The organism is Qipengyuania algicola (assembly GCF_042492175.1).
Classification (GTDB): domain Bacteria; phylum Pseudomonadota; class Alphaproteobacteria; order Sphingomonadales; family Sphingomonadaceae; genus CAJXSN01.
Window position 1 is genome coordinate 406,421 of record NZ_CP170453.1, and the last position, 26,226, is coordinate 432,646.

Genomic DNA, 26,226 nt, shown 5'->3' on the forward strand with positions numbered 1-26,226 from the left:
TTAGCAATCCTAGGGATTGCCAGCCGCCGCTATCGCCCCCAATTGGGCCGGATGAGTAAGACAATCGATTTGATCCAGCCCGACCGCGACCAGGACGCGGTTGCCATCCACCTCGTCAATGAAGACGGCTTTGAGACGTGGTCCAAGACCCTGACCGGCGGACAGCGCGCGGCTCTGGCGGGGCAGAAGTTCACCGGCAAGGGCTATCAGGTCGGAATCGTGCCCGATGGCGATGATTGGTTCGCCGTTGGCGGTGTGGCCAATCCGGACGAACTGTCCAGCTGGTGCCTTGCCAAATTGGCCGAGGACCTGCCGGAGGGGACATATCGTCTCGCTCCCAAGGAGGGCGGCATTGCGGATCCCGGCCCGGCGATGCATGGCTGGCTGACGGCGCAATACCGCTTCACAAAATACAAGGACGATCCGAAGGCCACCGGCCCGCGTGTGCTGCTGACCAAACAGGTCAAGGCCATCGAACCATTGATCGCCGAGGCAGAGGCCGTCATGCTGGTGATGCGGATGGTCGACACACCCGCAGAAGATATGGGCCCCGCCGCAATCGAGGCCGAGTGCGAGGCACTGGTCAAAGCGCATGGCGCAAAGATGGAAACGATCAAGGGCGATGCGCTGGAACAAGGCTATCCCATGGTCCACGCGGTCGGACGGGCCGCAGCCCGCCATCATGCGCCGCGACTGATGCATCTTACGTGGGGCAAAGAAGGCAATCCCGTCATCGCCGTGGTCGGCAAAGGCGTCAGCTTCGATTCCGGCGGGCTGGATGTGAAATCTGCTGTCGGTATGAAGCTGATGAAGAAGGATATGGGCGGGAGTGCCCATGCCATCGCGCTGGCGGGCCTGATTATGGGCGGCAACCTGCCGGTGCGCCTGCATCTGCTGGTGCCAGCGGTCGAGAATGCGATTTCCGGCAATGCCTTCCGGCCCGGCGATGTGCTGCAGACGCGCAAAGGGCTGACGGTCGAGATCGGTAATACCGACGCGGAAGGGCGCTTGATTCTGGGCGACGCGCTGACCCGGGCGAGCGAGGAAAAACCCGAGCTGATCATCGACTTCGCCACACTGACAGGCGCGGCCCGCATCGCGCTCGGCCCCGATCTGCCGGCCATGATGACACGGCGCGACGAGACCGCCGCCGATCTGATTGCAGCGGGCAAGGCGCATGATGACGAACCGTGGCGCCTGCCGCTACCCGAGGCCTACCGCGAGTATCTCGCCAGCGACATTGCCGACATGAACAACGCACAGTCCAACCCCTATGCCGGGGCGAGTGTAGCGGGTCTGTTCCTCGACAAATTCGTCGGTGAGGGCATCGACTGGGCGCATTTCGATACGTTTGGCTGGCGGCCCTACGCCAAGCCCGGCCGGCCCAAGGGCGGCGCGGCCTATGGCCTGCGCGCAAGCTGGCATATGCTGCGCGCCCGGTATGGCCCGAAGTGAGACCCGCAAGCAGGCAACGTTCACGCAAACTTGCCCGACAGGCAACCTATGGCTAAGCGGCTGCTTTCCGCACAACCGAATTGAATTGTAACCCGTCCAGTGACCGATCAGCCTCGCTACACTGCACCCGAAGGACAGCTTCCGCTGTCGGGTCCGGTCACGCCTCCCGAACAGGGCGGCCTGCCGGTGCGCGGCGATCTGGCACATATCGCTCTCGCAGGGACCCATTTCGTGGCCCATTATGCGGTCCCCGACGTCAAGCATGTGGGAAGCGCCGATGCCGCTTTGCTTGGCGCTCCCAGCGATGATGCCGAGATTGTGGTCGAATTGAAAAGCGGCTCGATGTTTGAAGCACTCGACATGACCAGCGAGTGGGCCTGGGGCTGCTGCGGACCGGACGGGCCGACCGGCTATATCCGCCGCTCCGCACTCGCTTCGTAAATCCGATCTGATGGCAACAAATGTCTTCATCGACGGGGCGGCGGGCACCACCGGCCTCGAAATCCACGAGCGGCTGGCCGGGCGCGATGCCTTTGAAGTCACCGTGCTCGACGATGCCCAGCGCAAGGATACCGGCGCGCGCGCCGAGGCGCTGGACGCAGCCGATATCGCCATACTGTGCCTGCCCGATGACGCGGCGCGCGAGGCCGTCACCCTGCTCGGCGAGAGCGCCGATACCCGCATCATCGACGCATCCAGCGCCCACCGCACGGCGCAGGGATGGACCTACGGATTCCCTGAACTCGTCGGCCGGAAGTCGATTGCCAATGCCACGCGGGTCAGCAACCCGGGCTGCTACCCGACCGGGTTTCTCGCCCTGCTCGCCCCGCTCATTCGTGCGCGGCTCTTGCCGGCGAATGCGCCTTACAGCGTCAATGCGGTCTCCGGCTTTTCGGGCGGCGGCAATGCGATGATCGAGCGATATGAAAATGATCGCGGCATTGCATTTCGCACTTACGGGCTGGACCTGGCGCACAAACACCTGCCGGAAATGCAGCAGCAGGCGGGCCTCGAATTTCCGCCGGTCTTCGCACCGTCGGTCATCCCCGCCTATCGCGGAATGCTGGTCGAGGTGCCCCTGTCGCTGGCCGCGATGCGGCACTCCACCAGTGCGGGCAAGATCATGGCTGCTCTACAGGAATACTATGCCGACACGCCGCTCGTGCGGGTCCATGATAGCTTGCCGGCGGAACTGCTGGTCCGCCGGGACGAGCCTGCGAATGACGGACTGGACCTGTATGTAGCGGTATCACCGGATGAAACGCAGGTCCGGCTGATTGCGACCTTGGACAATCTGGGCAAGGGCGCGAGCGGTGCCGCCGTGCAATCGCTCAACCTGATGACCGGCCAGCCGGAAACCGAAGGACTAGTTCTGCCTGATAATTAGGCACACCCGCCGTGCAAACAGGCAGCGACCGGCGTCATTACCGGTGATGCAATCCGCCCCCTTCCCCGAATCCCGCCTTTGCCCTAGCGTTCGCCCTTCGCAGTCGCGTGCGGGCTTTTTTGGCACGATTCTTGGAACGTGTGTCCGCGACGAGACATTGTTAAACAGCCGGTTCCGGCGGAGCTATCCTTGCTCCGTATGGCGCCGGCCCAATGTGCAGGGGAAACGCCGCGGTGAAAAAGATCGAAGCGATCATCAAACCGTTCAAGCTCGACGAAGTGAAGGAGGCGCTGCACGAAGTGGGCGTGTCCGGCATCACAGTGACCGAGGCCAAGGGCTTTGGCCGTCAGAAGGGCCACACAGAGCTCTATCGCGGCGCCGAATATGTCGTCGATTTCCTGCCCAAGGTTAAGCTGGAAGTCGTCGTTCCCGACGCCGCTGCCGAGGCTGTTGTGGAGGCCATCGCTGCCGCCGCGCAAACCGGCCGGATCGGCGACGGCAAGATTTTCGTCACCGCAATCGAAAATGCCCTGCGCATTCGTACCGGAGAAACCGGAGACGATGCCGTCTGACGCATCACGATCCATGTAACCAATTCACAATCAACACCAATAGGAAGACCCGTCCATGTCCAATGTTAAAGACGTTCTGAAGACCATCAAGGATAACGAGATCGAGTGGGTCGACCTGCGCTTCACCGATCCCAAGGGCAAATGGCAGCATCTGCAGATGCATGCGGGTGTCATGGACGAAGATGCCCTTGAAGACGGCCTGATGTTCGATGGCTCTTCCATCGAAGGCTGGAAGGTCATCAATGAAAGCGACATGATCCTGAAGCCCGATCTGGGCACCAGCTACATCGATCCGTTCTCCGCCACGCCGATGCTGGTGCTGTTCTGCGACATCGTGGAGCCTTCCGACGGCCAGCTCTATGCCCGCGACCCGCGCTCGACCGCGAAACGCGCCGAAGCCTATCTGAAGTCCACCGGGATCGGTGACACCGTCTATGTCGGGCCGGAGCCCGAATTCTTCATGTTCGACGATGTCCGCTTCGAAGACGGCTATGCCGGATCGGGCTACGCAATCGACGATGTCGAGCTGCCGACCAACACCGGCAAGGAATATGAAGGCGGCAATATGGGCCACCGTCCGCGCGCCAAGGGCGGGTACTTTCCCGTCGCGCCGGTCGACAGCGCCATGGATATCCGCGCCGAGATGGTCACCACCATGCTGGAAATGGGCCTGCCCATGGACAAGCATCACCACGAAGTTGCCGCCGCGCAGCACGAGCTGGGCATCACCTTTGGCGAGTTGACCCAGACCGCCGACCGCGTGCAGATCTACAAGTATGTCGTGCACCAGGTCGCCCATGCTTACGGCAAGACGGCGACGTTCATGCCCAAGCCGATCAAGGACGATAACGGCAGCGGCATGCACACCCACATGTCGATCTGGAAAGATGGCAAGCCGACGTTCGCAGGCAATGAATATGCCGGCCTGTCGGAAACCTGCCTCCATTACATCGGCGGCGTGATCAAGCATGCGAAGGCCTGCAACGCCTTCACCAACCCGACCACCAACAGCTACAAGCGTCTGGTGCCGGGCTTTGAAGCGCCGGTCCTGCTCGCCTATTCGGCGCGCAACCGTTCGGCATCGTGCCGTATCCCTTACGGCGCGGGCGATAAGGCGAAGCGCGTGGAATTCCGTTTCCCCGATGCGCTGGCCAACCCGTATCTGTCCTTCGCTTCGCTTTTGATGGCTGGTCTCGACGGGATTGAGAACAAGATCCACCCGGGCGACGCGATGGACAAGAACCTGTACGATCTGCCGCCGTCCGAACTGGCCGACGTGCCGACCGTGTGCGGTTCCTTGCGCGAAGCCCTCGAGGCACTGGAAGCCGACCACGAGTTCCTGCTCAAGGGCGACGTGTTCTCCAAGGACCAGCTCGAGGCCTACATGGAACTGAAGTGGGAAGAAGTGTACCGTCTGGAGCACACGCCCAGCCCGGTCGAGTTCGACATGTATTACAGCGCCTGATTCTCAGGACTGCAATCGACAAACAACAAGGGGCGTCCGGGAAACCGGGCGCCCTTTTTTGTGCCTGCAGAACATGGGGCAGCCAGACGTCCTTCTCGCCGCCGCTGCCTAGTAGTCGCGGCTGACCTCGACCACTGCGCTTTCGCGCCCGATGCTCGAAACCGCTGCCAACAGCGAGAGCCAGCTGCTCACCCGGAACTCCACCTCGGTTGCGGTGTATCCGCGCCCGTCGGTAATCAGCTCGACATAGAACCGGCGTCCGAAATTCTTGCCCAGCGCCACGCCGGTGCCGCGATTGAGCGCGGGGTCGGCCCCGACAATGCGCAGACGGTCTAGCCCGATCGCCGTGCGCAGCTGGTTGATCGGGTCGAGCCCGCCTCCCCCACCGCGCAACGAGGCCAGAGCCGCGCCCAGTTGCACCGCATCGGTGGCCGACAGATCGGTGATCGAGCCGCCAAACAGCAAGCGCGCAAGGATTTCCTCCTCCGGCAGAGCGGGATTGGAGCTGAAGCTGATTTCCGGATTTAGGCCATTACCCTGCACCGAGACCTCGACATCGACGCCCGCGCTTTCGGTTTCTGCAATGATATCAAGCTGCGGGTCGATCGGGCCATTCTCATCGAAATCGATCCGCCCGCGCGTCAGCTCGAAACGCGTCCCGGCGAAGGTGTAGAATCCGCGCACCACCCGCGCTTCGCCGCCGATACGCGGATCGTCCGTGGTGCCGCGCAGGCGGATATCGGCGCTCCATTCGGTATCCAGCCCCATCCCGTCCACATCGACCCGGCTGGGCGCGGTGGCATTGATCAGATAGCGCCATGGCGCACTGGGCGCAGCGGCAGGAGCAATGTCGAACGGCAAATTGACTTCGCGCGTGGCGATGACCGGGAGAGAGACGTCCTCTGCCGCCGTGCCGAATTTCCAGCTCGCCCGGTCGATCTGGACGCGCCCGGCAATGGTCCCGCCGACACCATTGGAGACGATCCGCAGCGGTCCGGTGAGCGTGGCGCTGAGGCCCTGCGCATCGAGCAGTTTGGCATTCCTTGCCGCGACCCGCAGGTCGATCTCGGGCCCTTTGCCCGCACCCAGATTGGCAAGATCGATAAATCCGCTGCCGCTGACAGCCCCGCCATTGGATGCGGTGCCGGCAAAGCGGGTGAGGCGCAGGCGCGATCCGGCGAAATTGCCGCGCACGGAAACGTCACGAATATCGGTACCCGACAGCGCGCTCTGCACACGCAAGCCGTCGCTGGCGAGCGAGCCGCGCAATTGGGGATCAGCCAATGTGCCGGTCACATCCGCCGCGACAGAAGTCGGGCCGGTGAAGTCGAACGCGTCAATAGCTGCGAGACGCCACAGAGCGGCGGCAGGGCCTTGGTAGCGCAGCTGCGCCAGCAGATCGCCGCTCTGCAAACGCGAGACGATATCGCCGCTGGACGGCATATTGCTGACCAGCATCTGCACCCGGCCCCGCTGTCCGCCATCATCGTCGAGCACCGCGCGGGCTTCAAGCCGGTCTGCCGTCAGTTTTCCGACCAGCGAGAGGTCTATCGGGCGCGATGCCAACACAAGGCCAGAGCGGGTCAGGTCATCGATTTTCACCTCTGCTTCGCCGCTGGGCAGTCCTCTTGCGGGGGCGTCATAAACGACCGAGCCGGAAATGGTCCCGCCAAGGCCCAGATCGGCCACGGCCACATCGACAAGCGAGAGCGGCACATCATCCAGACCCAATGCGAAGCGGGTCCTCGGCCCGCCAAAGTTGCCCTCCACCATCGCGGTGCCGCCATCGAAATTCACCTGCGTAGGGGCCAATGCCCAGCCATCACCGTCAGGCGTCAGCACTGCGCGGCGCGGCATGGAAATCCGCTCCCCGCCATATTCCCCGCGCGCGGCCACAGCGATCCGCTCGGGCGCGATCTGGCCGTTCAATTGCAGTGCAAACCGGCTACCCCGGCGGCCACTGAGCGAGGCGGTCACTTCGCCCTGCCCGTTCCTCAGCTGCGCATTGGCCGCCATGCGTCCGATGAAGATTGAGCCGTAGCTTACCCCTTGCGCGGTCATCGTCGCTTCGGCGGTCGTGTTGCTATCGGAGATGCCTCCGGCAAACACGCCGCTGCCATTCAGGCGAGCGCGGGCGATGCTAATCGGTGTTGCACCGCCGAAGCGCGCATTGTCGGCGTTCAGACTGACGTCGAAGCCCTGCCCGCCGCCGCGCGGTGCGAGAATAATGGTGCCGTCGACGCCGCCGCCCACCAGCGCCAGTTCGCCCAGCGCTCCGCCATCCGCCAATTGCAGATCGCCCGTCACCAGCGTCTCCGAAACAGTCAACTGCTCGATGGCGATCACTGTGGGACCATCGGCGGGAGACACGAGGCCAAGCTGGCCCTCGAACGCGCCGAGCATCGACTGGCCCTCGGTCGCGATCGCGAAACCTTCGACGGTCGGCGAGAGGGCCACCCGCACATCTTTGAGGCCCGCAGCGGGCAACGGATCTGCGAACACCAATGTGGCTTCCGGCCCGTTATCGCGCAGCGCCGCATCGACGGTGAACGCGCCATATTGCGTGTGGCGTCCCCTGCCCGCGACGGAGGTCGAGCCCTCGTCGACCCGGCCATCCAGCACCAGATCGAGATCACGCGAATCCAGCCGGACCTGCCGGAAAGTGATCGGCCCGGCGCTGCCAAGACTGACCCCGCCTGCGAGATCCAGACGCGGCCCCGCCAGATTGGCGATGGTATCATTGGTCACCAGCGGGACTGCCGCGTCGAAATCCGCATCCAGCGTCCATCCGCCGGTTCCCGCATAGGCGAAATCGATCTGTCCGCCGCCATTGACCACGCCAAGCGTTTCGACCGGCACGCGGTTGATTGCCGCCGGCCCGCGCAAGCGTAGCGACTGGCTGGCGAGATTGGCATCGAGACTGAGCCGCGCAGTCGCTCCGGGGAAAGCGATGTCGATGGCGTCCGAAACCACGCTGTCGCCGGAATAGCGGAATTCGCCCGCAACTGTGCCATTGGCCAGCCGTTCGTCCGCCATCGGATTGCCAGTCACGATTTGGCCGAAATCGGCATCGACCAGCAATGTGATGTCCCCGCCGCGAACCCGCGCCACGCCTTCTTGCCGGACATTTTCGAGCAGGGTGGTGCCCGCCGCGATACGCTGCGCTTCCAGCACGTGATCGAAGTCTATTTCGCTGAGAGCTCCATTGACCGTACCGCTCAGCGCCAGCCCTTCGAGTGTGGCTGTCTCGCCCAGCAGGTTCGGGTCCAGCAAATCGGCCGTCACGGCAAAGTCCTGAAACCGCAAATTGGTGAGATCGAACGCGCCATCGCCGCTCGCGCGCAGGCCCTGGCCGCGCAGGGCTATCCCGCCATTGAACAGCTGGCATATCGCATCGCCTCTGCCACCCTCTGCCGAATTGCCCTCTCCGCAGCTTTGCGGATTGGCAATTGGCGTAGTGCTCAATGTCCCGGCAAGGCCGACCGCTACCTGACTGCCCAAAGCCTCAGCCGGAATACCTTCAACGAAGGGTGTGGGATCGGCGAGGCCCGCAATCTCGAACCGCTCGCCCCGCTTGACGATCCGGAACGCGCCAATCCTGTCATCGCCCCTGCTGGCAAGCGCGTGGCCGAGCCAGTTATCTCGCGCGCCGCCATCTCTTGTCTGCCCGTCGCCCTTGATCTGCAGGCGGAAGTCACCGTCCAAGCCAGCCAGTGCCGTGATCGGCCCGCCCTGCGTGGCCGTCACATCGAGGAACAGATCGAACTCGGTCGGGTCGCTTTCCTCCACTGCAGGCTTGAAATTGATATCCATTGCGAAGCGATCGTCGCCCAGTGCGCCGCTGCCTTTCGCAAGCGCGCGCCCGTCGCGCAGGATGATATTGGTATCAAGCGCGACGCGGATCGCCTCTTCTGGCAGGTTCCCTTCGGGGTCGAGCACGCCGGGCAGGATATCGAAATTGGCGACTTTCAATGTCTCGATCGTCACCGGCAGATCGGGAATGGGAGACCCTTCGGACGCGACCTCCTCGCCCGACACCAGATTGACCAGGCGGCCACTCTTGATGTCCACTTCGCGCAGGCGCAGTTCGGAGCTGGTTTCGCGGTGATCCAGACCAATCAGCCGCGCGATGCCCGGGTCCAGGCCACTGACAATGACGTCGGGCAGGCTGCTGCGCAGATACAGCAGCAGGTCGGCATCGGCCTCCATCTCATCGATCACGACGTGCAGAGCGAGCTTGCCACGTTCGCCGTCAACCGGTTCCTGTGTCTCCGGATCAATGACCGGATCGTAGGTTTTCAATACGACATCGGTGAAAACCGGTGTGCCGTAGAGGCTGCCCTCGATGTCGCCGATTTCCACATCCAGCGTGCCGAAATCCTGACGATTGACCGTGTCGCGCACAAAGTCCGTGCCCGGCGCGGTGTTCAGAAACGCCATGAAGCCTGCCCCGACCAAGAGGATCAGTGCAAAGCCGATAACAAGAATGCGCTTCCACCGGCGGGTGACGAAGTTGGGATGGATATCGATGCCGAGCGCTGCAGCGATATCCGGCCCGCCGGATTTCTCGTTCTTCCCGTCATCTTGCGGCGTATCCGCGTCCTGCGCCATCAGAAGGCCTGACCCAGCGAGACATAGACAGCGACAGGATTGTCATCGGGGCCGGGATTGAGCGGCACGCCCACATCCACGCGCACCGGTCCGAAGCCGGTGTGGTAGCGCACCCCTACGCCCACCCCGATACGGAACTCGTCAAGGTCCGGCGTCAGCCCGGTGCCCACCGTTCCGGCATCGACAAATGGGACAACCGACACCGCCCCGTCGAGGAAGCCGGTGCGGATGCGCGCTTCTGCTGCCACCTCCAGCACGGACCGTCCGCCGGTCGGCTCGTCATCCTCGTCACGCGGGCCGATCTGGCGGAATCCGTAGCCGCGCACCGAGCCGCCACCGCCTGCGTAATAGCGGCGCGAGGGCGCGATATTGTCGATATTTGTGCCCGGGATGGCACCATAGGCGGCGCGTCCGGCGAGCACGACCTTGTCATTGACCCGCTGATAATGGGACGCATCAGCCCGCCCGCGCAGGTAGAAGCTCTGCACGCCGTTGTTGCGCGACACTTCCGGCGACAGGCGGCCAGACAGGCGGAAACCCTCGGTCGGGTCGAGCAGATCGTCGCTGGTATCGATCTGCGCAAACAGCGGCAGAGCGGCCACGAAGAATGTCTCGCGCGGCTGGGCAATCTCGCCCTCGACAACAGGCGGACGCTCCTGCGTTGCGACCAGTTCGAGACCCGCGCTCCAGCTGAGCGGCTTCTGGAACAGCAAGGTCGAAATACGCTCATAGGTCGCCAGAAACGCGATGGTGCGCGCGTCGAAAGCCGGGCTGTCGATGGTGCTGGCATAGGCGTCGACGCTCAATATGCGGTCGCGCCCGAGGAAATTGTTTCGCCGGAAAGTGATGCCTGCCAGCTGCTCCTGCGTTCCGGCAATTCCGCGGATTTTGAGGGAGCCTTCCGGTGGGAACAGATTGCGATGTTCCCAGCTCGCCTCGACCCGGAAGCCTTCTTCCGACCCGTAGCCAATCGCGCCCGCAATCGTCCGCAGCTCCGCCTTGGTCAGTTCGACATCCAGCTCCACCGTCCCCGGATTGCCCGGCGTGGGTGCCTCTGTCTCGCGCGGGGTTATGCTGACCGAAGACACCAGCCCGGTGGCTGTAATGGCCCGGCGCAAATCCTGCTCGATAGAGCGCTTGTACGTGTCGCCGGGATCGAACCTTGCGATGGTTTGCAAGTGCTTGCCGGACAGGAAATCGGGCAGGCTGGAAGTCACCCCGCCAAATTCGTATTTGCCGTTTGGCTGCACCGGCATGGTCAGATCGCCCTCGACCCGCGCATGGTCGATCAGCAATTCGGGCGCATCAATCGCCGCGAAGGGATAGCCGAGCTCGCCCAATGCCAGATCGAGATCGAATTGCTCCTGCACTATTTTGTCGCTGGAGAGGTAATCGCCCGACTGGATTTCAAACGCGGCGCGCAATTCGGTAAAGTCCGGCGCCTGATCCAGCTGCCCCAGATCGATCGCGCCGAACCGGTAGCGGGTGCTGGGAATGATATCGAAGCGCACTTTGGGCGGTGCTTCGCTGACACCGTCTCCGTCGCTGTCACCGTCTACAACGACAACCGAGCGGACAATTTGCGCATCGTAATAGCCGTAAACGCGCAGCATCGTGCGCAGCAATTCTTCGTCGGAGCGGGCGCGTGCGGTCAGCTGGGCGACATTGCTGTTGCCGTCGCCATCGTCATAGGCCTCGATCGCCGACAGCGCGCGGAAGCGGTCGAGGAATTCGTCCTGAACCGGAAACAGCGCCCGTTCGCGCGGGAAGCTGATGGCCAGCGAGTCCGTGAGATCGATCACCGGCCCTTGCGGCGGGGTGAAGACGGGGTCCTCGCCCAGATCGGCGAAACGGACATCATCATCAGGCTTCAACGGCTCGAGGTCAGGAATGTCCAGCGCGTCGGGCCAGCCCACTGTCATTTGCGGCAGATCGGCCAGCGGTGTGTCGGGTTCCGGCGGAGCGAAGGCTTCGCCATTGGCAGTAACAGGCTCGGGACCAGTGCCGTCGCTCGCCCATTCTTCAGGGTTTTCGACAGCGCTGTCGGGTATGAGATCTTCGAGACTTTGCGCAGACGAGGGAGCCGACTGCATCAGCAGCGCAAGCGAACCGCCCCACGCCGCCGTAAGCGACAATCGCAAGGATTCAGCAGATTTAGCCCGCGGTGCTGAAGACGAAGCTGTCCTGTCGCACAGGCTCGCCAGCTTCGTCAGGTGCTGTTGTCGGAGTGTCTTTGGTGGCCAGCGAAGCGCGGATGAGAGAGTCTTGCTCGGCAGTGTCCATCCGCTGCCATCCTTCGGGGCCGAGAGTTTCGATCGGGCGATAGCGGATCTTGTATTCCATCCGGCCCGATCCTTTGACCCAATAGCCAAGGTAGACGAACGGGAGCCCGTCCGCCGCAGCCCGCCGAATGTGATCAAGAATGATGTAATTGCCTAGACCCGATCGTTGTTCATGCGCGGGATCGAAGAAGCTGTAGATCATCGACAGACCGTCAGACTGACGATCCGTGAGACAAGCACCAACCAAACGACCCGGTTGACCATCTGTCGATGGCTCCCTGTACTCTACTACATAACTTGAAACCGGAGTATGTTCCACCATGTCCGCATAATCCATCTCCTCCATGGCGCTCATCCCGCCTTCGGGATGCCGATGGGAAAGATAGCGGCGCAGCAGATCGAACTGCTCGTCGGTCGCCCAGGGGCGGCATTCGGTCGCCACCAGATCGCTGTTGCGCTTCACATTGCGCTTCTGGGAATTCGATGGCCTGAAAGCCTCCGCCGCCACCCGCACCGACACGCAGGCCTGACACCCGGCGCAGCTGGGACGATAGGCCACCGTCTGGCTGCGGCGAAACCCGATGCGGCCCAGTGCTTCGTTCAGATGCTCCGCATGGGGGCCCTTAAGCTCGGTGAACACCTTCCGCTCCGTCTTCCCCTCAAGATAGGGGCACGGTGCCGGGCTGGTCACGAAAAAGCGGGGGAAGCGAACGGGCGCGGTCACGGGTGAGCGGGTCTGATCCTCTACGCCGGTTCACAGAATCGTTTCGCCGACTTGGCCAACCTTATTGCAAAGCGAGAGCGCCGGTAAAAGGTTCTTAACCACGAAACGCGGTTAACGATTGATTACTTTCAACAATTACGATTCTCTTGCCCCGCGCGTCAGGCCAGTTCGACGGGGCTGACTGTATACCCTTTTGCGCGCAGCGACTGGACCAGCAAATCGAGCTGCTCGGCATCGCGGGCCTCGCATTCGATATCGGTGATCAGCCCCTTGGCGGGTAGGTTGGTGAAGATACGCTGATGATAAATCTCGATAATATTGACATTGTGCGCATCGAATTCGCCCATCACCTTGTACAGGGCACCGGGCCGGTCCTGCAGAGTGATCCGCAAGCGGGCGAGCCGTCCGGCGCGCGCCAGATCGCGCAGCAGCACATTGGCCAGCAGGCGGGAATCGATATTGCCGCCGCATAGCACGAGCCCGATTTTCCGTCCGGCAAACCGCTCCGGATTAGCCAGCACGGCAGCGAGACCGGCGGCACCCGCCCCCTCGACCACCGTCTTCTCGATCTGCAATAACAGCGAGACAGCATTCTCCAGAGCGGCTTCGTCAACCAGCAGAATTTCATCGACCCGGTCGGCAATGATCTTCGAAGTGAAAACGCCCGGCTCTTTAACCGCGATGCCCTCGGCCAAAGTGTCTCCGCCGCACGGGGAGCCCTCTTGCTCCAGCTTGTTGCGCATGGAGGGATAGAGCGCCGCTTCAACGCCCACCACTTCCATCTCCGGCTTGAGCGCACGGGCAACCGTTGCCATGCCGGACATCAGACCGCCCCCGCCAATCGGCGTGACGATACAGTCCAGATCCGGCATGTCCTCGAACATTTCCAGCGCCACAGTGCCCGCGCCCGCCGCCACGTGCGGATCATCGAACGGGTGCACGAAGGTCAGCCCGCGCTCCTTCTCCAGCTGCCGCGCATAGGCATAGGCCTCGTCGAAGGTTTCTCCTTCCAGCAGAACTTCACCGCCGACGCTTTCGGTCTGCATCACCTTCACCACCGGGGTGGGCCGGGGCATGACAATCGTGACCGGAACGCCGAGGCGGGTACCGTGATAGGAAAGGCCCTGGCTGTGATTGCCGGCCGATGCCGCGATCACGCCCCTATTGCGTTGATCGTCACTCAGCTGGAGCAACGCATTGAGCGCCCCGCGCTCCTTATAGGCCGCCGTGAATTGAAGGTTTTCAAACTTCAGCCAGATGTCAGCGCCGCTGATATTGGACAGCGTGATCGAATGCATGGTCGGCGTGTGCACGACCGCGCCCTTGATTCGCTCGGCAGCGGCTTTCACATCGTCGAGAGTCAGCGCCTTCAGCGCGTCTTGGTCCGGAGTGCTCATAGAGCAAGCGCCCTAGGCGCGGGGGCGGATGCGCGCAATGTCCAGACTGCACTGCGGTGGATTATCGCGGCCCCTTTATGGTGGGGTCAGGCCGCTTGGTCATTGGCAGGCAAGCAGGAAGCCATTACCGCCTTCGCCGATGACACAAGAGAGAACGATTGCTTTCCTCGGCCTTGGCGTGATGGGTGGGCCGATGGCCGGGCACCTTGCAGCGGCCGGATATACGGTGACAGCGTGGAACCGTTCGGAGCAACGGCGCAGCGATTGGGCGGACCGGCAAAGCACGGACGCGCAGGCCTTTGCAACCATCGCGGAAGCCGTGGAAGGCGCGCACATTGTGGCGGCCTGTGTCGGCAATGACGATGATCTGGCGCAGGTGGTCCTCGGCCCGAAAGGTGCCTTGGCCGCTATGTCCAGCGGCGCTCTGCTGATCGACCACACCACCACCTCGGCTGCCATGGCCCGACGGGTGGCCGGCGAGGCGGCAGGCAGGGAAATCGGCTTCGTCGACGCCCCTGTCTCAGGCGGGCAAGCGGGGGCCGAGAACGGCAAGCTAGCGATCATGTGCGGGGCCTCCGCCGACGATTTCACGCGCGCCGAGCCGGTGATGCAAAGCTACGCCGCGCGGATCGTGCATGTCGGCGACGTCGGGGCCGGACAGACGGCCAAGATGGCGAACCAGATGTGTATCGCGGGAACACTTGCCGGATTGTCCGAAGCCATCCGCCTGTCGCAGGCCTCCGGTTTGGACACGGACAAGGTCTTCGAAGCGATCAGCGGCGGTGCAGCGCAAAGCTGGCAGATGGACAATCGCTGGGCGACCATGGCGCAGGACGAGTTCGATTTCGGCTTCGCCATCGACTGGATGCGCAAGGATTTGGGCTACGCGCTCGATGAAGCGAAGCGGCTCGGCCTGTCTTCCCCGGTCAGCGCGCTGGTCGATCAATTCTACGCAGAAATTCAGGCCATGGGCGGCGCACGGCAAGACACCAGCGCCCTCATCCGCCGCCTTCCCAAAGGAAACACGCCGACATGAACCGTATTCCTGTTTCGCTTGCTGCCCTCGCTGCGCTGGCTCTGCCCAGCCCTGCGCTGGCCGATTTGCTGGTCGATAATGTCGACGGAATTCGCATCGATGCCGACGGCAAAGTCGACCGGTTCACAGGGCTGTGGATCGACGATGATGGCCGGGTGAAGGAAGTGCTGGACCGGCGCGACGATCGGCCCGACACCGATTTCCGGTTGGACGGAGAAGGCCGCGTGCTGATGCCGGGCCTGATCGATGCGCATCTCCATGTCATGGGCGTCGGCTTCGGCGCGCTGACGCTGGACCTTTCCGACACCACATCACTGGCCGAAGCCCAAGCGAAGATTGCCGCCTATGCCGAAGAAAACCCCGGTCGCCCGTGGATATTGGGTGGCGGCTGGAATCAGGAAAAATGGGGTCTCGGGCGCTTTCCAACGGCCGCCGATCTGGATCAGGTCGTTTCGGACCGGCCCGTCTATCTGGAGCGCGTTGATGGCCATGCGGGCTGGGCCAATTCGCTGGCGATGGAGCGTGCGGGCGTTTCGGCGCAGACCGAGGAAGTGTCCGGCGGACGGATCGAGCGCCTGCCCTCGGGCGCGCCATCCGGCGTGTTCATCGACGCCGCTGGCGGTCTGGTGACGAAAATCATCCCCGAACCGCGCCCAAAGGATCGCGACGCCGCGCTGGCCAAGGCGCAGGAAAGGCTGCTCTCCTTCGGGATCACGGCGGCTGCCGATATGGGCACCACTCTGGAAGACTGGCAGACCATGCGGCGCGCGGGCGATGAAGGTCGCCTCAAACTGCGCATCATGGCCTATGCGGCCGGGGTGGAAGCGATGGAGGCCATTGCCGGCCCGCGCCCGACGCCGTGGCTCTATGATGACCGCCTGCGTCTGGGCGGCGTAAAGCTCTATCTCGACGGGGCGCTGGGCTCGCGCGGGGCTTGGCTGAAGGCGCCTTATGCCGATGATCCAGGCAATACCGGGCTGCCGTTCCTCTCGCCCTCGCAAGTCAGGAACCTGATGAGCCGCGCGGCGATGGACAATTTTCAGGTTGCCGCGCACGCCATCGGCGATGCTGCCAATGCCGAGCTGCTGAGCGCCATCGAAGAGCTGAGCGACACCTATGACGGCGACCGGCGCTGGCGGATCGAGCATGCCCAGATCGTGTCCCCCGCCGATCTGGCGCGGTTTGGCGAGCACGGCATCATCGCGTCGATGCAGCCCGTGCACCAGACTTCTGACCGTCTGATGGCAGAGGCACGGCTTGGTCCAGACCGGCTGGGCGGCGCCTATGCATGGAACAGCATTTCCAGGACCGGCGCACGGTTGGCCTTCGGGTCGGACGCTCCGGTCGAATCGCCCGATCCGCAAGCCGGACTGGCGACGGCCTTCACCAGAGAAGACGCGAACGGCCAGCCATTCGGCGGCTGGCTGCCGATGGAGGCCGTATCACGCGAAGATGCGCTGAAGGCATTCACGCAGGACGCCGCCTATGCCGGCTTTGCCGAGGGTCGCTTTGGCCGGCTGGTCGAAGGCGAGCGGGCCGACTTCCTCTTCGTGGACCGCGATCCCCTGTTCGCCTCGCCCGCCGAACTGCGGGCGACACGCGTGCTGGAAACGTGGATCGCCGGTGAAAAGGTATTTTCCGCCGAATAGACGCAAATGATGCAGTTGGTCGGATTAGCACACCAATCCACCGATAAGCGGGAACGTCCGCTTTAACTCCATGTTTAGCAAGGTATGTGACGGGACGTATCGCGTCGGCGTAAACCGATGCGAAACTTCCTTTTCCGGTCGCCTAACGACATTCCGGGCACCCCTGCCCTTTAATTTTGAATTGGAGAATACCCCGATGGCATTCCGTAAACTCGCGCTCGCAACCGCCGCAATCGGCCTTGCAGCGTCCCCCGTAATGGCTGAAGCCTCTGCCGAGCGCACCCAGCCGGTCGCCGCATCCAGCGAAGTCGGTGACTTTGCCGGCGGCAATGCAATTTTTTACATTCTCGGTTTGGCGGCGGTTATCGCCGGTGTGATCCTGATTGCAGACGGCGATGACGATGACGCCCTGAGCGCTTAAGCGCACAGACAGAATCGATTGATACACCGACGGGGGCTCGCGCAAACTGTGCGGGTCCCCGTTGTCGTTTTGCCCGACCCGCGCCAATTTCGGCGACCTGTGGCAGGAAGGTCACGGTTAATCGCCATATCGGGGTTGCAGGGTATCGCGCACGACATTAAAGAAGCGCTGTAATTCACGAGTTTATTGAGTCCATGGAGAGTACCAAAATGAAGATTCGCACTCTTGCAGCAGCTGCTGCGGCAATTTCGCTGGCAACCGCACCGGTTGCTGCTGAAGTTGCATTCGAGCGTTCCGCACCTGTCACCGAAGCCAGCGCTTTCGGCGATGACAGCGACGGCGGCGGCATCATCCTCGCTATCCTCGCAGCAGCAGCTGTGATCGGCGGCATTCTGATCGCAGCCGGCGGCGACGACGACGACTCGCTGAGCGCGTAAGCCTCAAACAGTTTCGAAGTTTAAAGAAAGCGGGGCCTTCGGGCTCCGCTTTTTTTGTGCGCTCGATCCGCAGGGTGGCGCGCCAGCCCCTTGAAGCGCAGTGCCGGGTGCGAGACCTATCGCCTCCGCCCCATCACCTCGATATCGATCAGGCCTTTTCGGCGTTAGCTTCTGTCGTCTGGTCGGAGGCTTCCTCTTTCGCCCGCTTGCGCTCACCCATCCGCATCAGCAGCAACGAGCCCTCGAAGAGGATATAAAGCGGCAGCGCGAGGATCAGCTGCGAGCCCGGATCCGGCGGTGTGACAATCGCCGCAACCGCCACCACACCGACAATCACATACCGCCGGGCCTTCGCCAGTTGCGCACGGCTGACAATGCCTGCGCGGTTCAGAAGCAACAGCAGGACGGGCAGCAGGAAACTGATCCCGAATGCCAGAATGAACTGCATCACCAGGCTCAGATAATCGCCCGCCGCAGGCAAAGCCTGAATATCCAGCCCGCCCGATTGCCCCTCGAAACCGAGAAACCATCGGAACGCCGTGGGCATAACCACGAAGTAGGCGAGCGAGGCCCCAGCGGTGAACAGGATCGGGGTTGCAAACAAGAACGGCAGGAAAGCGCGCTTCTCGCGGGCATAGAGGCCGGGCGCAATGAACGCCCAGAGCTGGTTTGCGATGATCGGAAAGCTGAAACAGAACGCGGCAAACAGGGCCACCTTCAGCTCGACGAAAAACACTTCATAAAGCTTGGTATAGATCAGCCGCCCCTCGCCTGCCGGAAAGGCATCGGTCAGCGGCTTGGCCAGAAACGCCAGAATATTGTCGGCAAAATAGAAGCAGATGCCGAATGCCACGGCCAGCGCGGCGACGGCCCGCACCAGACGCGTTCGCAATTCGATCAGATGATCGAGCAGCGGTGCCTGCGTTGCGTCGAGCCCGTCATCCGCGATCTGTTTGTCGGCCATCATTTCAGCTCTGCTTCGCGGCAGATGGTGCGTCCGGGGCTTCCGGCGTCTTTGCGCCATCGGTCGCCGGTTCTTCCTTCAGCTTCACCTGCGCTTCCCGCGCTTCGGCGGCCGACATGGCACCGGGCTGCTCGTTCAACGGGACCATCTCCTGATCGGCATGTTGGTCTTCGGAATGCTGGTCGTCAGGATACTGGTCATCGGGATACTGGGCCATGATCTTGGCGTTCTGCTCGCGCCATTTCTTGTCCAGATCTTCCATCTCCGCCTCGCGCACCATGGCGTCTATCCCGGTGCGGAAATGGGCGGTGGTGCGGCGGAACTTGCCAATCCAGCGGCCCGCTGTGCGCATCGCCAGAGGCAGATCCTTCGGCCCGATCACCAACACGGCAACGATGGCGATCACCAACAGCTCGGTCGCGCCGATATCGAACATGGGATCAGCCTTTCAGGCGCGCCTCAGGCGTTCTTGTCGGCAGGCTCGGCCGGTTTGGTTTCGTTGACCGCAGGAGTATCGACGCCGGGCCCGGTGATGCGGGCGGAAGTGTCGTCTGCCGGCTTCTCGTCGTCATTCAGCCCCTTTTTAAAGCTGCTCACGCCCTTGCCGAAATCGCCCATCATTTCGGAAATACGTCCGCGCCCGAACAGGACGAGGATCACGATTGCCACGATAACGATTTGCCAGATGCCGATTTGTCCCATGGGACGTCTCCAAATAAGATTGCGGAAGTAACATAGGCGCTCCGCCGCTCTTGCGCCAGTCTCGCAAGTGGCAGACGCGTATCAGAGCGCGTCGTCCGCCTGCTCGTCATTCGGCGCGAGTTCGCCCGATGTTACAGAATCGGATGCCGCATCCGGATCGTCCGCTTCGCCTGTCAGCGCGTCATAGGCATCATCCACCGGATCGAGCAGGCCCGAAGCGCGCAGCTCATCGATCCCCGGCAGATCGCGGCGACTGGCCAGCCCGAAATGCGCAAGAAAATCGGGCGTGGTCGCATAGATCACCGGGCGCCCCGGCACTTCGCGCCGTCCGGCAGCGCGCACCCAGCCTGCCTCCATCAGCACATCGAGCGTGCCCTTCGCTGTCTGCACCCCGCGTATCGCCTCGATTTCGGCCCGGCTGACAGGTTCATGATAGGCGATAATGGCCAGCACTTCGGTGCCAGCACGGCTCAGGCGGCGGACCTGTTCCTGCTCACGCCGGAGAATATGCGCTAGATCGGGGGCCGTCTGGAAATGCCAGCGTCCCGCCCGCTCCACCAGCGATATGCCGCGTTTTTCGTAATGGCCGGTCAGGGCGCGCAAGCCTTCGCGCACATCGCCAGCCGCCGCTCCGCCCAGATGCACCGCCAATGCATCCACAGTCATCGGCTCCTCGCTGGCAAACAGCGTTGCTTCGATAGCGCGGTGGAGCTCGTCGGGGGTCTCGCTCATGCCCTGATCCGCCTGAGCCTCAAGGGCCCGAAAATCTCTTCCTGCGCCATTTCTGCCTTGCCCAGCCGCGCCAGCTCCAGCGCTGCGACAAAGCTGGATGCCATCGCGGAGCGGCGCAGCTGCGGTTCGGCATGCGGGGGCAGGAAGTCTTCCAGCGCAATCCAGTCGAGCGTGACGCCCAGCATGGCGGACACGCGGTCCAACGCGCTGTCGAGCGTCATCACCGGGCGATCCCGCACCATATGGACGGCCGGCGCAGTGCGTGCCTTCACCTGCCCATAGGCCTGCACCACATCGAACCATTCGCATTTCCACTGCGTTTTGCGGTCGATCCGCAGTCCCTCCGGCGACGGGCGCACGAACACATCGCGGCCCAGCCTGTCCCGCGCCATCAGCCGCGCCGCCGCTTCGCGCATCGCGCCCAGCCGCTGAAGCCGCAATTGAAGCCGCAGAGCGAGCTCTTCGGGGCTTGGGTCTTCCTGCTCTTCCTTCGGCAGGAGCATGGCGGATTTGAGATAGGCAAGCCACGCCGCCATCACGAGATAATCCGCCGCCAACTCCAGCTTCAGTTCTTTCGCCCGGTCCAAAAAGCCGAGATATTGATCGACCAGCGCGAGGATGGAAATCTGCCGCAGATCGACCTTTTGCCGCCGCGCCAGATCGAGCAGCAGATCGAGCGGCCCTTCCCACCCGTCGAGCGCCAGATAGAGCGCGCCTTCATCCGTGGTGCCGGGCGCGGCAATGCCCTGCCAATCATCGCCAGCCTTCGCGGTATCGGGCTGGCCGAGGATCAGAGCGTCTTCGCTCATGCAGCGATCCCGGCAGCGTCCAGCAGGGCATCGCGCTTGGCCAGTAATTCGTTGCGCTCCGCGTCGGCGTCGGGAGCACCCATCGCTGCGTGCACCCGTTCCAGCCGGGCGAGGCTTTCCCCATCCAGAACCGGACAGGTTTCCGCAATCGCAACCATATCGTCCATTTTCGCCCAGCAATTGAGCGCGATATCGCACCCTGCCGCCAGCGCGCGCTGCGACCGCTCGGCAATCGAGCCTTCCAGCGCCTGCATATCGATATCGTCGGTCAGCAGCAGCCCGTCGAACCCGATTGCGCCGCGAATAATATCGCCGATGACCTTGGGCGACTGGGTTGCCGGATGATCGGGATCCCACGCCTTGAAGACGATATGCGCGCTCATTCCCACCGGCGTATCGGACAGAGCCCGGAACGGCGCGATATCGATCTCCAGTTCCTCTGGCAAAGCATCAACCACCGGCATTTCATGATGGCTATCGCACGTCGCCCGGCCATGGCCCGGCATATGTTTAAGGCAGCCGATCACGCCGCCGCGCTGCATCCCGTTCAGCAAGGCCCGGCCCAGAGCCGCGACCTGCTGCGGGTCGCTGCCCAAGGCCCGGTCCCCGATAGCATCATCGGTTTCGGGGCGGCGAACATCGAGGGGCGCATGATAATTCACACTGATGCCCACCTCGGCCAATTCCAGCGCCATGGCCTGCGCGTTTACTCGCACCGCTTCGATCGCGCTGGCAGGCGCAATGTCATACAGGCCTGAGAACACTTCGCCCGAAGGATAGCGGGTCCATTCGGGCGGTTTCATACGCGCAACGCGTCCGCCCTCCTGATCGATCGAGATAATCAGCCGGTCTCGCCCGTGGATACTGCGCAAGTCATCGCTCAGCCGCCGCATCTGTTCGCGGCTTTCGCAATTGCGCGCGAAATAGATATAGCCCGCAGGATCAGCGTCGCGGAAAAAGTCGCGCTCGTCCGCCGTCAGTTCTGGGCCGGAAACTCCGAAGATTGCGGGCGTTTTCATGACCGCCTGAGTCGCAAGAAACCCCGCGACCTGCAAGAGGGCGCGGGGTTTCGTGTGTGGATACGCGGCATGCCGGGCACGCTGCGCATTGCTCGGTCAGATTACGGTTTGACCTGACAGGCCACCCCGTCGGCTTTCAGCGCCGTGCACAGGCGATTGGCCGCCGCCATGTCGCCCGGAACCGCCTGCAAGCGGAAGACCTTGCCGATATCGGCCTCGCCTTCGACAATGCGGTAGCGCACGCCGGACAGCGCGCTGGTCTGGCTGCCGAGCTGCCGCCAGCCGGTTTCGGCTGCATCGCGGCTGGAATAGGCCCCCACCTGAACGCCCGGACCGCTGGTCGATCCGGTTGCGCCGCCTGTTGCCCCACCGGTTGCTGCGCCTGATCCGGATTCGCCCGAGCCTGCAGCGGCATTGTCGCGCGCCAGCCGGTCGTTTCCGCTGGGCGCATCGACAGACGGACGGGCAGGCCCATCGGTGTTGCCACCCGAAGTCCCATCAGCGAGACGGCCCTCGCGGGTTTCGCCCTCGCCAACGGCCGGAGCAACGTCGCCCGTGCCGGGAAATTCCTTGCCCCCTTCATCTTCGGGACGGCGTTTGTAGTCGCCTTCGGGCGCTTCGATAGTGCTGCCGTCGGCGACCAGTTCCGGATCGGGGCCGCGATTCGAGAAATACCAGATGCCGCCCACCAGCAGCGCCAGCGCCACCAGACCGAGCAGAACGAATCCGATCAAACGGCCCGTATCAACACTGTCATCGTCGGCATAATCGCTGGATTCCAGCCACGGCAGGGCCTCGTCTTCGTCATCCAGATCGAGCGAGTGTTCCTCGGCGTCACCGTCTGTGTGATCGCCATTGCCCCACTCGTCATCCTGATCCTGAACCGTTTCGTAGGCGGTGGTGTATTCCTCACCGTCCCCATTCAGATCATCTGACCCGTTTTTTTCACCCCCGAACATCGTCACATCTCCTCGACCGCCTCGACACCCAACAAGGCGAGGCCATTACGGATAACCTGCCCGATTGCGGTAACAAGGAAAAGCCTCGCCGACGTCAGTTCATCGTCCTGTGCCACGATGACGCGTTTTGACGCATCCTCGTTGCCGCCGTGCCAGTAGGTATGAAAGGCCGAAGCGAGGTCATACAGGAAGAACGCAATCCGGTGCGGTTCGCGTGCGGAGGCTGCGGCTTCGACAATGCGCGGGAACTGCGCAGCCTGCGCGACCAGCGTCCATTCGCCAGAGCCCAGCCGCTCCAGCGCGGCATCGGATGGAGCGATGCCCTCCTCGGCAGCCTTGCGCAGGGTGGAGCGGATGCGCGCATGGGCATATTGCACATAGAAAACAGGGTTGTCCTTGCTCGCTTCCACGACCTTGGTGAAATCGAACTCCATCTGCGCATCGGCCTTGCGAGTCAGCATGGTGAAGCGGACGACGTCCTTGCCCACTTCCTCGACCATTTCGGCGATGGTCACAAAATTGCCCGCGCGTTTGGACATCTTGATGGGCTCGCCGTCGCGCATCAGGTGGACCATCTGGACCAGCTTCACATCGAAGGGGATCGTCTTGTCCTGCCCCTGGGCCAAAGCGGCAACGGCGGCCTTGATCCGCTTGACCGTGCCGGCGTGATCCGCACCCCAGATATCGATCAGCGCGTCGGAGCTTTCCGCCTTCTGCATGTGATAGGCGAGGTCGGCCCCGAAATAGGTCCAGCTGCCGTCGCTCTTGCGAATGGGCCGGTCCTGATCGTCGCCAAATTTGGTCGAGCGGAACAGCGGCAATTCGACTGCTTCCCAATCTTCCAGCGTCTTGCCCTTGGGCGGCTCGAGCACGCCATCATACACCAGATCATGCTGACGCAGCCAAGCCTCGGCTTCTTCCGGCTTTCCGGCGGCCTGCAATGCGGCTTCCGAAGCGAAGACATCGTGTTCGATGCCCATCAGGGAGAGATCGGACCGGATAAGGTCCATCATCCGCTCGACAGCAAAAGCCTTGAACAGGTCCAGCCATTCGCTCTCCGGCTCGTCCCTGAAACGCGCGCCAAATTCGGCCTTGGCCGCTTCCCCGACGGGTTTCAGATAGTCGCCGGGATACAGGCCTTCGGGAATGTCGCCGACTTCATCGCCCAGCGCTTCACGGTAGCGGATATGCACCGACCGGGCGAGCGTATCGACCTGGCTGCCCGCGTCATTGACGTAATATTCGCGCGTCACCTCGTGCCCGGCAAAGGCGAGCAGAGTGCCCAGTGCATCGCCCACCACAGCGCCGCGCGCATGGCCCATATGCATCGGGCCGGTCGGGTTGGCAGAGACATATTCGACATTGACCGACTGGCCCGCGCCCATGGCGGAACGGCCATAATCGCTGCCCAGCGCGGCAATCGCCTGCAATTCACGCCGCCACGCCGTGTCCGCCAGCCGCAGATTGATGAAGCCGGGACCGGCAATCGACGCCTCGATAATATCGGGATCGCGTCCCAGATGCTCGACGATCTTCTCGGCCAGCGCGCGCGGATTGGTCTTCGCCTGCTTGGCCAGAACCATGGCGGCATTGGTCGCCAGATCGCCGTGCGAGGGATCGCGCGGCGGCTCCACCGTCACATTGCTGCGCGGGGTTTCGGGCGGCAGAGCGCCTTCCATCTCCAGCGCCGACAGGACGGCATTGATCTTCGCGACAAAAGCCGCGTGCAAGGTTTTCATATTGGTATCGGTATCAGGTGCATTATCGGACATGGCCGCGCGCCTAGCCTATCCGTGCGCTCGCGCAAAGCCGCTCTGGCTATCTCGTGACCGGCCCGTTGCCGGGCCCCTACCAGCCAATTACCGTGTTGCGTTATAACCCAGCTGTGCTTCGGTCAGCTGGAAGCCGACCAGCAATTCGAACGTGGCCCGGCTGACAGCGGCCTGCACTGCCGGATCGGAAAGCGGATCGATTGCCGCATCGGGGTCCCCCGGCTTGCGCTTGCGGGTGATCCGTTCGCGAATGTCTTCAGGCAAAGTTGCCGAGGCGCGGTCGATATAGGCCGCCGCCTGCGCCGTCGCACTGGCACGTTCCTGACCGTCGGCAAAAGACAGGGTGACGGTGCCGACCCGCTTGCTGACCACCGATGTGCCGCCACGCAGCACGGTGGAGAAATAGGGCAGCTGAACCGTGCGCGCGCCGCGCACATCGCTGCGGCGAGCGTTCACGCTGAAATTGGCGACAGAGTAAATCCGCGCGCCATCTTCCGCGCAGGTGCTTTCAACATCGGTGATCGCCGCGGTCAGATCGACATCGCTGGCCAGCCGCGATCCGGCCGAACGGAAGGTGGTGATATCGCCGGTGTAATCGGGCACGCCCACTGCCGGGCAAGCCGTGCGAACGGCAGTGACACCCACGCCTTCGCTTAAAACAAGGTCGCCCTCGCGGCTGCACCCGGCAAGCGCGAAAGCGGCGGTGGCGGCCAAAAACAGACTGCGGCGTGAAATCATGGCGTATCGGGCCCTTGTAAAGCCGGAACAGAAACCGGCACTGGCAAATTCGAATGGCGAGGCTCTAGCGGCCACTCGGCGAAAGCGCTAGAGGCAGAGGCATGAACGCCTCATTGCAAATGCAGAAATCCGAAGGCCCCGTGGGCACTGCGGAAAAACCCGCGCTGGTCCTGCTGATCGCCGCTCCGCGCGGCTTTTGTGCCGGGGTAGACCGGGCGATCGAGATCGTGGAACGCGCGCTCGAAAAATACGGCAAGCCGGTCTATGTCCGCCACGAAATCGTGCACAACCGCTACGTGGTGGAGGGGCTGAAAGCCAAAGGCGCGATTTTTGTCGAGGAACTGGACGAAGTGCCCGACAACCGCCCGGTGGTATTCAGCGCCCATGGTGTTCCCAAATCCGTACCTGCCGAGGCAGAGCGCCGCGAATTGCTGTATGTCGATGCCACCTGCCCGCTGGTCAGCAAAGTCCACCGCCAGGCCGAACGCCAGATCGAGAAAGGCCAGCACATCATCTTTGTTGGCCATGCCGGCCATCCCGAGGTGATCGGCACAATGGGCCAGGTCGAAGAAGGGCAGATGACGCTGGTCGAAACCGTCGAGGATGTCGCCACCCTGCAATTCGAACAGGACACGCCGCTGTCCTTCCTGACCCAGACCACCCTCTCGGTCGATGATACGGCAGACATCATCAATGCCTTGAAAGACCGTTTCCCGTGGATCGTTGGGCCGAAGGCGGAGGATATCTGCTATGCCACGTCCAACCGTCAGGCCTCGGTCAAGGAAATCGCGCCGGGCAGCGATCTGGTGCTGGTCATTGGCGCACCCAACAGTTCCAATTCCGTTCGTCTGGTAGAGGTCGCACAGCGCTGCGGCACAGAGGCCCGGCTAGTGCAGCGTGCCGAAGATATTGACCCGGCATGGCTCGACGGCGTGGGCACTCTGGGCCTGACCGCGGGCGCGTCGGCACCGGAAACTCTGGTCCGCGAGGTGGTCGATAAGATTTCCGAATGGCGCACGGTCGAGGAGCACACTCTGGTCGCAGCCGAAGAGAAAATGGTCTTCAAACTGCCCCGCCAACTGACCGAATAAAGCG

At 62.9% G+C, this 26,226-nt stretch carries 23 protein-coding genes; 10 read left to right on the forward strand and 13 right to left on the reverse strand.

Going from position 1 to position 26,226, the window contains the following annotated elements:
- The first annotated feature begins 51 nt into the window (after positions 1-51).
- The 5 genes from ACFCW2_RS01980 to glnA all read left to right on the forward strand — a co-directional run bounded on the left by ACFCW2_RS01980 (position 52) and on the right by glnA (position 4,879).
- Positions 52-1,455, forward strand: coding sequence for a leucyl aminopeptidase family protein (locus ACFCW2_RS01980; protein ID WP_379547807.1), 1,404 nt, complete (start codon positions 52-54; stop codon positions 1,453-1,455).
- A gap of 99 nt (positions 1,456-1,554) precedes the next feature.
- Positions 1,555-1,896: a hypothetical protein gene (locus ACFCW2_RS01985; RefSeq protein WP_379547809.1), complete on the forward strand. Its 342-nt coding sequence runs from the start codon at positions 1,555-1,557 to the stop codon at positions 1,894-1,896.
- A gap of 10 nt (positions 1,897-1,906) precedes the next feature.
- Complete coding sequence (gene argC, locus ACFCW2_RS01990) at positions 1,907-2,842, forward strand: N-acetyl-gamma-glutamyl-phosphate reductase (RefSeq protein ID WP_379547811.1); 936 nt, start codon at positions 1,907-1,909, stop codon at positions 2,840-2,842.
- 233 nt (positions 2,843-3,075) lie between these two features.
- Entirely contained in the window at positions 3,076-3,414 is a 339-nt protein-coding gene (locus tag ACFCW2_RS01995) for a P-II family nitrogen regulator (RefSeq protein ID WP_379547812.1), read from the forward strand.
- Between the two features lie 55 nt (positions 3,415-3,469).
- Entirely contained in the window at positions 3,470-4,879 is a 1,410-nt protein-coding gene (gene glnA, locus ACFCW2_RS02000; RefSeq protein WP_379547814.1) for a type I glutamate--ammonia ligase, read from the forward strand.
- A gap of 108 nt (positions 4,880-4,987) precedes the next feature.
- Here the strand turns inward: glnA and ACFCW2_RS02005 are convergent, their stop codons facing one another.
- From ACFCW2_RS02005 to ACFCW2_RS02020, 4 genes are all read right to left on the reverse strand, one after another.
- The gene (locus tag ACFCW2_RS02005; protein ID WP_379547815.1) at positions 4,988-9,490 is read right to left on the reverse strand and encodes a translocation/assembly module TamB domain-containing protein; all 4,503 of its coding nucleotides are present in this window, start codon (positions 9,488-9,490) and stop codon (positions 4,988-4,990) included.
- A complete protein-coding gene (locus ACFCW2_RS02010; protein ID WP_379547817.1) occupies positions 9,490-11,631 on the reverse strand; it encodes an autotransporter assembly complex protein TamA in 2,142 nt (713 codons plus the stop codon). Before ACFCW2_RS02010 ends, ACFCW2_RS02005 begins: the two co-directional genes overlap by 1 nt.
- A 13-nt stretch (positions 11,632-11,644) precedes the next feature.
- Entirely contained in the window at positions 11,645-12,496 is an 852-nt protein-coding gene (locus ACFCW2_RS02015; protein WP_379547819.1) for an arginyltransferase, read from the reverse strand.
- A 158-nt stretch (positions 12,497-12,654) separates the two neighbouring features.
- Positions 12,655-13,893, reverse strand: a complete 1,239-nt coding sequence (locus ACFCW2_RS02020; RefSeq protein ID WP_379547821.1) for a threonine ammonia-lyase — start codon at positions 13,891-13,893, stop codon at positions 12,655-12,657.
- A gap of 139 nt (positions 13,894-14,032) precedes the next feature.
- On the opposite strand from ACFCW2_RS02020, the gene ACFCW2_RS02025 reads away from it, so the two are divergent.
- The 4 genes from ACFCW2_RS02025 to ACFCW2_RS02040 all read left to right on the forward strand — a co-directional run bounded on the left by ACFCW2_RS02025 (position 14,033) and on the right by ACFCW2_RS02040 (position 17,436).
- A complete protein-coding gene (locus ACFCW2_RS02025; RefSeq protein WP_379547823.1) occupies positions 14,033-14,929 on the forward strand; it encodes an NAD(P)-dependent oxidoreductase in 897 nt (298 codons plus the stop codon).
- Positions 14,926-16,578, forward strand: coding sequence for an amidohydrolase (locus ACFCW2_RS02030; RefSeq protein WP_379547824.1), 1,653 nt, complete (start codon positions 14,926-14,928; stop codon positions 16,576-16,578). Before ACFCW2_RS02025 ends, ACFCW2_RS02030 begins: the two co-directional genes overlap by 4 nt.
- 196 nt (positions 16,579-16,774) lie before the next feature.
- Positions 16,775-16,999, forward strand: coding sequence for a hypothetical protein (locus ACFCW2_RS02035; RefSeq protein ID WP_379547826.1), 225 nt, complete (start codon positions 16,775-16,777; stop codon positions 16,997-16,999).
- A gap of 209 nt (positions 17,000-17,208) precedes the next feature.
- On the forward strand, positions 17,209-17,436 hold the full coding sequence (locus ACFCW2_RS02040) for a hypothetical protein (protein ID WP_379547827.1): 228 nt from the start codon (positions 17,209-17,211) through the stop codon (positions 17,434-17,436).
- A 148-nt stretch (positions 17,437-17,584) separates the two neighbouring features.
- Here ACFCW2_RS02040 and tatC read toward each other — a convergent pair whose 3' ends face one another.
- The 9 genes from tatC to ACFCW2_RS02085 all read right to left on the reverse strand — a co-directional run bounded on the left by tatC (position 17,585) and on the right by ACFCW2_RS02085 (position 25,131).
- The gene (tatC, locus tag ACFCW2_RS02045; protein ID WP_379547829.1) at positions 17,585-18,403 is read right to left on the reverse strand and encodes a twin-arginine translocase subunit TatC; all 819 of its coding nucleotides are present in this window, start codon (positions 18,401-18,403) and stop codon (positions 17,585-17,587) included.
- 1 nt (position 18,404) lies between these two features.
- On the reverse strand, positions 18,405-18,836 hold the full coding sequence (gene tatB / locus ACFCW2_RS02050; protein ID WP_379547830.1) for a Sec-independent protein translocase protein TatB: 432 nt from the start codon (positions 18,834-18,836) through the stop codon (positions 18,405-18,407).
- A 23-nt stretch (positions 18,837-18,859) separates the two neighbouring features.
- Complete coding sequence (tatA, locus tag ACFCW2_RS02055; protein ID WP_379547831.1) at positions 18,860-19,102, reverse strand: twin-arginine translocase TatA/TatE family subunit; 243 nt, start codon at positions 19,100-19,102, stop codon at positions 18,860-18,862.
- 81 nt (positions 19,103-19,183) lie between these two features.
- Entirely contained in the window at positions 19,184-19,834 is a 651-nt protein-coding gene (gene scpB / locus ACFCW2_RS02060) for an SMC-Scp complex subunit ScpB (RefSeq protein WP_379547833.1), read from the reverse strand.
- Entirely contained in the window at positions 19,831-20,643 is an 813-nt protein-coding gene (locus ACFCW2_RS02065) for a segregation and condensation protein A (protein WP_379547834.1), read from the reverse strand. Before ACFCW2_RS02065 ends, scpB begins: the two co-directional genes overlap by 4 nt.
- Positions 20,640-21,662 carry a beta-N-acetylhexosaminidase gene (nagZ, locus tag ACFCW2_RS02070; RefSeq protein WP_379547835.1) on the reverse strand — a complete coding sequence of 341 codons (1,023 nt, stop codon included), beginning with the start codon at positions 21,660-21,662 and terminating at the stop codon, positions 20,640-20,642. The genes ACFCW2_RS02065 and nagZ overlap by 4 nt, the downstream gene beginning before the upstream one ends.
- 101 nt (positions 21,663-21,763) lie before the next feature.
- Positions 21,764-22,621 carry an SPOR domain-containing protein gene (locus ACFCW2_RS02075; RefSeq protein ID WP_379547836.1) on the reverse strand — a complete coding sequence of 286 codons (858 nt, stop codon included), beginning with the start codon at positions 22,619-22,621 and terminating at the stop codon, positions 21,764-21,766.
- Positions 22,622-22,623: 2 nt separating this feature from the next.
- Positions 22,624-24,393 (reverse strand): arginine--tRNA ligase, encoded by a 1,770-nt coding sequence (argS, locus tag ACFCW2_RS02080; RefSeq protein ID WP_379547837.1) that lies wholly within the window; start codon positions 24,391-24,393, stop codon positions 22,624-22,626.
- Between the two features lie 87 nt (positions 24,394-24,480).
- Entirely contained in the window at positions 24,481-25,131 is a 651-nt protein-coding gene (locus ACFCW2_RS02085; RefSeq protein WP_379547838.1) for a hypothetical protein, read from the reverse strand.
- A gap of 101 nt (positions 25,132-25,232) precedes the next feature.
- Between ACFCW2_RS02085 and ispH the strand changes: the two genes are divergently transcribed.
- Positions 25,233-26,222, forward strand: a complete 990-nt coding sequence (ispH, locus tag ACFCW2_RS02090) for a 4-hydroxy-3-methylbut-2-enyl diphosphate reductase (RefSeq protein ID WP_379547839.1) — start codon at positions 25,233-25,235, stop codon at positions 26,220-26,222.
- Positions 26,223-26,226: the final 4 nt, after the last annotated feature.

Excerpts from the sequence above, each read along its gene's own strand:
- ACFCW2_RS02040 (WP_379547827.1), top strand. The coding sequence starts at position 17,209 with ATGAAGATTCGCACTCTTGCAGCAGCTGCTGCGGCAATTTCGCTGGCA.
- ACFCW2_RS02020 (WP_379547821.1), bottom strand. The coding sequence starts at position 13,893 with ATGAGCACTCCGGACCAAGACGCGCTGAAGGCGCTGACTCTCGACGAT.
- ACFCW2_RS02030 (WP_379547824.1), top strand. The coding sequence starts at position 14,926 with ATGAACCGTATTCCTGTTTCGCTTGCTGCCCTCGCTGCGCTGGCTCTG.
- argC (WP_379547811.1), top strand. The coding sequence starts at position 1,907 with ATGGCAACAAATGTCTTCATCGACGGGGCGGCGGGCACCACCGGCCTC.
- ACFCW2_RS01980 (WP_379547807.1), top strand. The coding sequence starts at position 52 with ATGAGTAAGACAATCGATTTGATCCAGCCCGACCGCGACCAGGACGCG.
- ACFCW2_RS02065 (WP_379547834.1), bottom strand. The coding sequence starts at position 20,643 with ATGAGCGAAGACGCTCTGATCCTCGGCCAGCCCGATACCGCGAAGGCT.
- argS (WP_379547837.1), bottom strand. The coding sequence starts at position 24,393 with ATGTCCGATAATGCACCTGATACCGATACCAATATGAAAACCTTGCAC.
- tatA (WP_379547831.1), bottom strand. The coding sequence starts at position 19,102 with ATGGGACAAATCGGCATCTGGCAAATCGTTATCGTGGCAATCGTGATC.
- scpB (WP_379547833.1), bottom strand. The coding sequence starts at position 19,834 with ATGAGCGAGACCCCCGACGAGCTCCACCGCGCTATCGAAGCAACGCTG.
- nagZ (WP_379547835.1), bottom strand. The coding sequence starts at position 21,662 with ATGAAAACGCCCGCAATCTTCGGAGTTTCCGGCCCAGAACTGACGGCG.
- glnA (WP_379547814.1), top strand. The coding sequence starts at position 3,470 with ATGTCCAATGTTAAAGACGTTCTGAAGACCATCAAGGATAACGAGATC.
- ACFCW2_RS02035 (WP_379547826.1), top strand. The coding sequence starts at position 16,775 with ATGGCATTCCGTAAACTCGCGCTCGCAACCGCCGCAATCGGCCTTGCA.
- ACFCW2_RS02025 (WP_379547823.1), top strand. The coding sequence starts at position 14,033 with ATGACACAAGAGAGAACGATTGCTTTCCTCGGCCTTGGCGTGATGGGT.
- ACFCW2_RS02005 (WP_379547815.1), bottom strand. The coding sequence starts at position 9,490 with ATGGCGCAGGACGCGGATACGCCGCAAGATGACGGGAAGAACGAGAAA.
- ACFCW2_RS02085 (WP_379547838.1), bottom strand. The coding sequence starts at position 25,131 with ATGATTTCACGCCGCAGTCTGTTTTTGGCCGCCACCGCCGCTTTCGCG.
- ispH (WP_379547839.1), top strand. The coding sequence starts at position 25,233 with ATGAACGCCTCATTGCAAATGCAGAAATCCGAAGGCCCCGTGGGCACT.
- ACFCW2_RS02075 (WP_379547836.1), bottom strand. The coding sequence starts at position 22,621 with ATGTTCGGGGGTGAAAAAAACGGGTCAGATGATCTGAATGGGGACGGT.
- tatC (WP_379547829.1), bottom strand. The coding sequence starts at position 18,403 with ATGATGGCCGACAAACAGATCGCGGATGACGGGCTCGACGCAACGCAG.
- tatB (WP_379547830.1), bottom strand. The coding sequence starts at position 18,836 with ATGTTCGATATCGGCGCGACCGAGCTGTTGGTGATCGCCATCGTTGCC.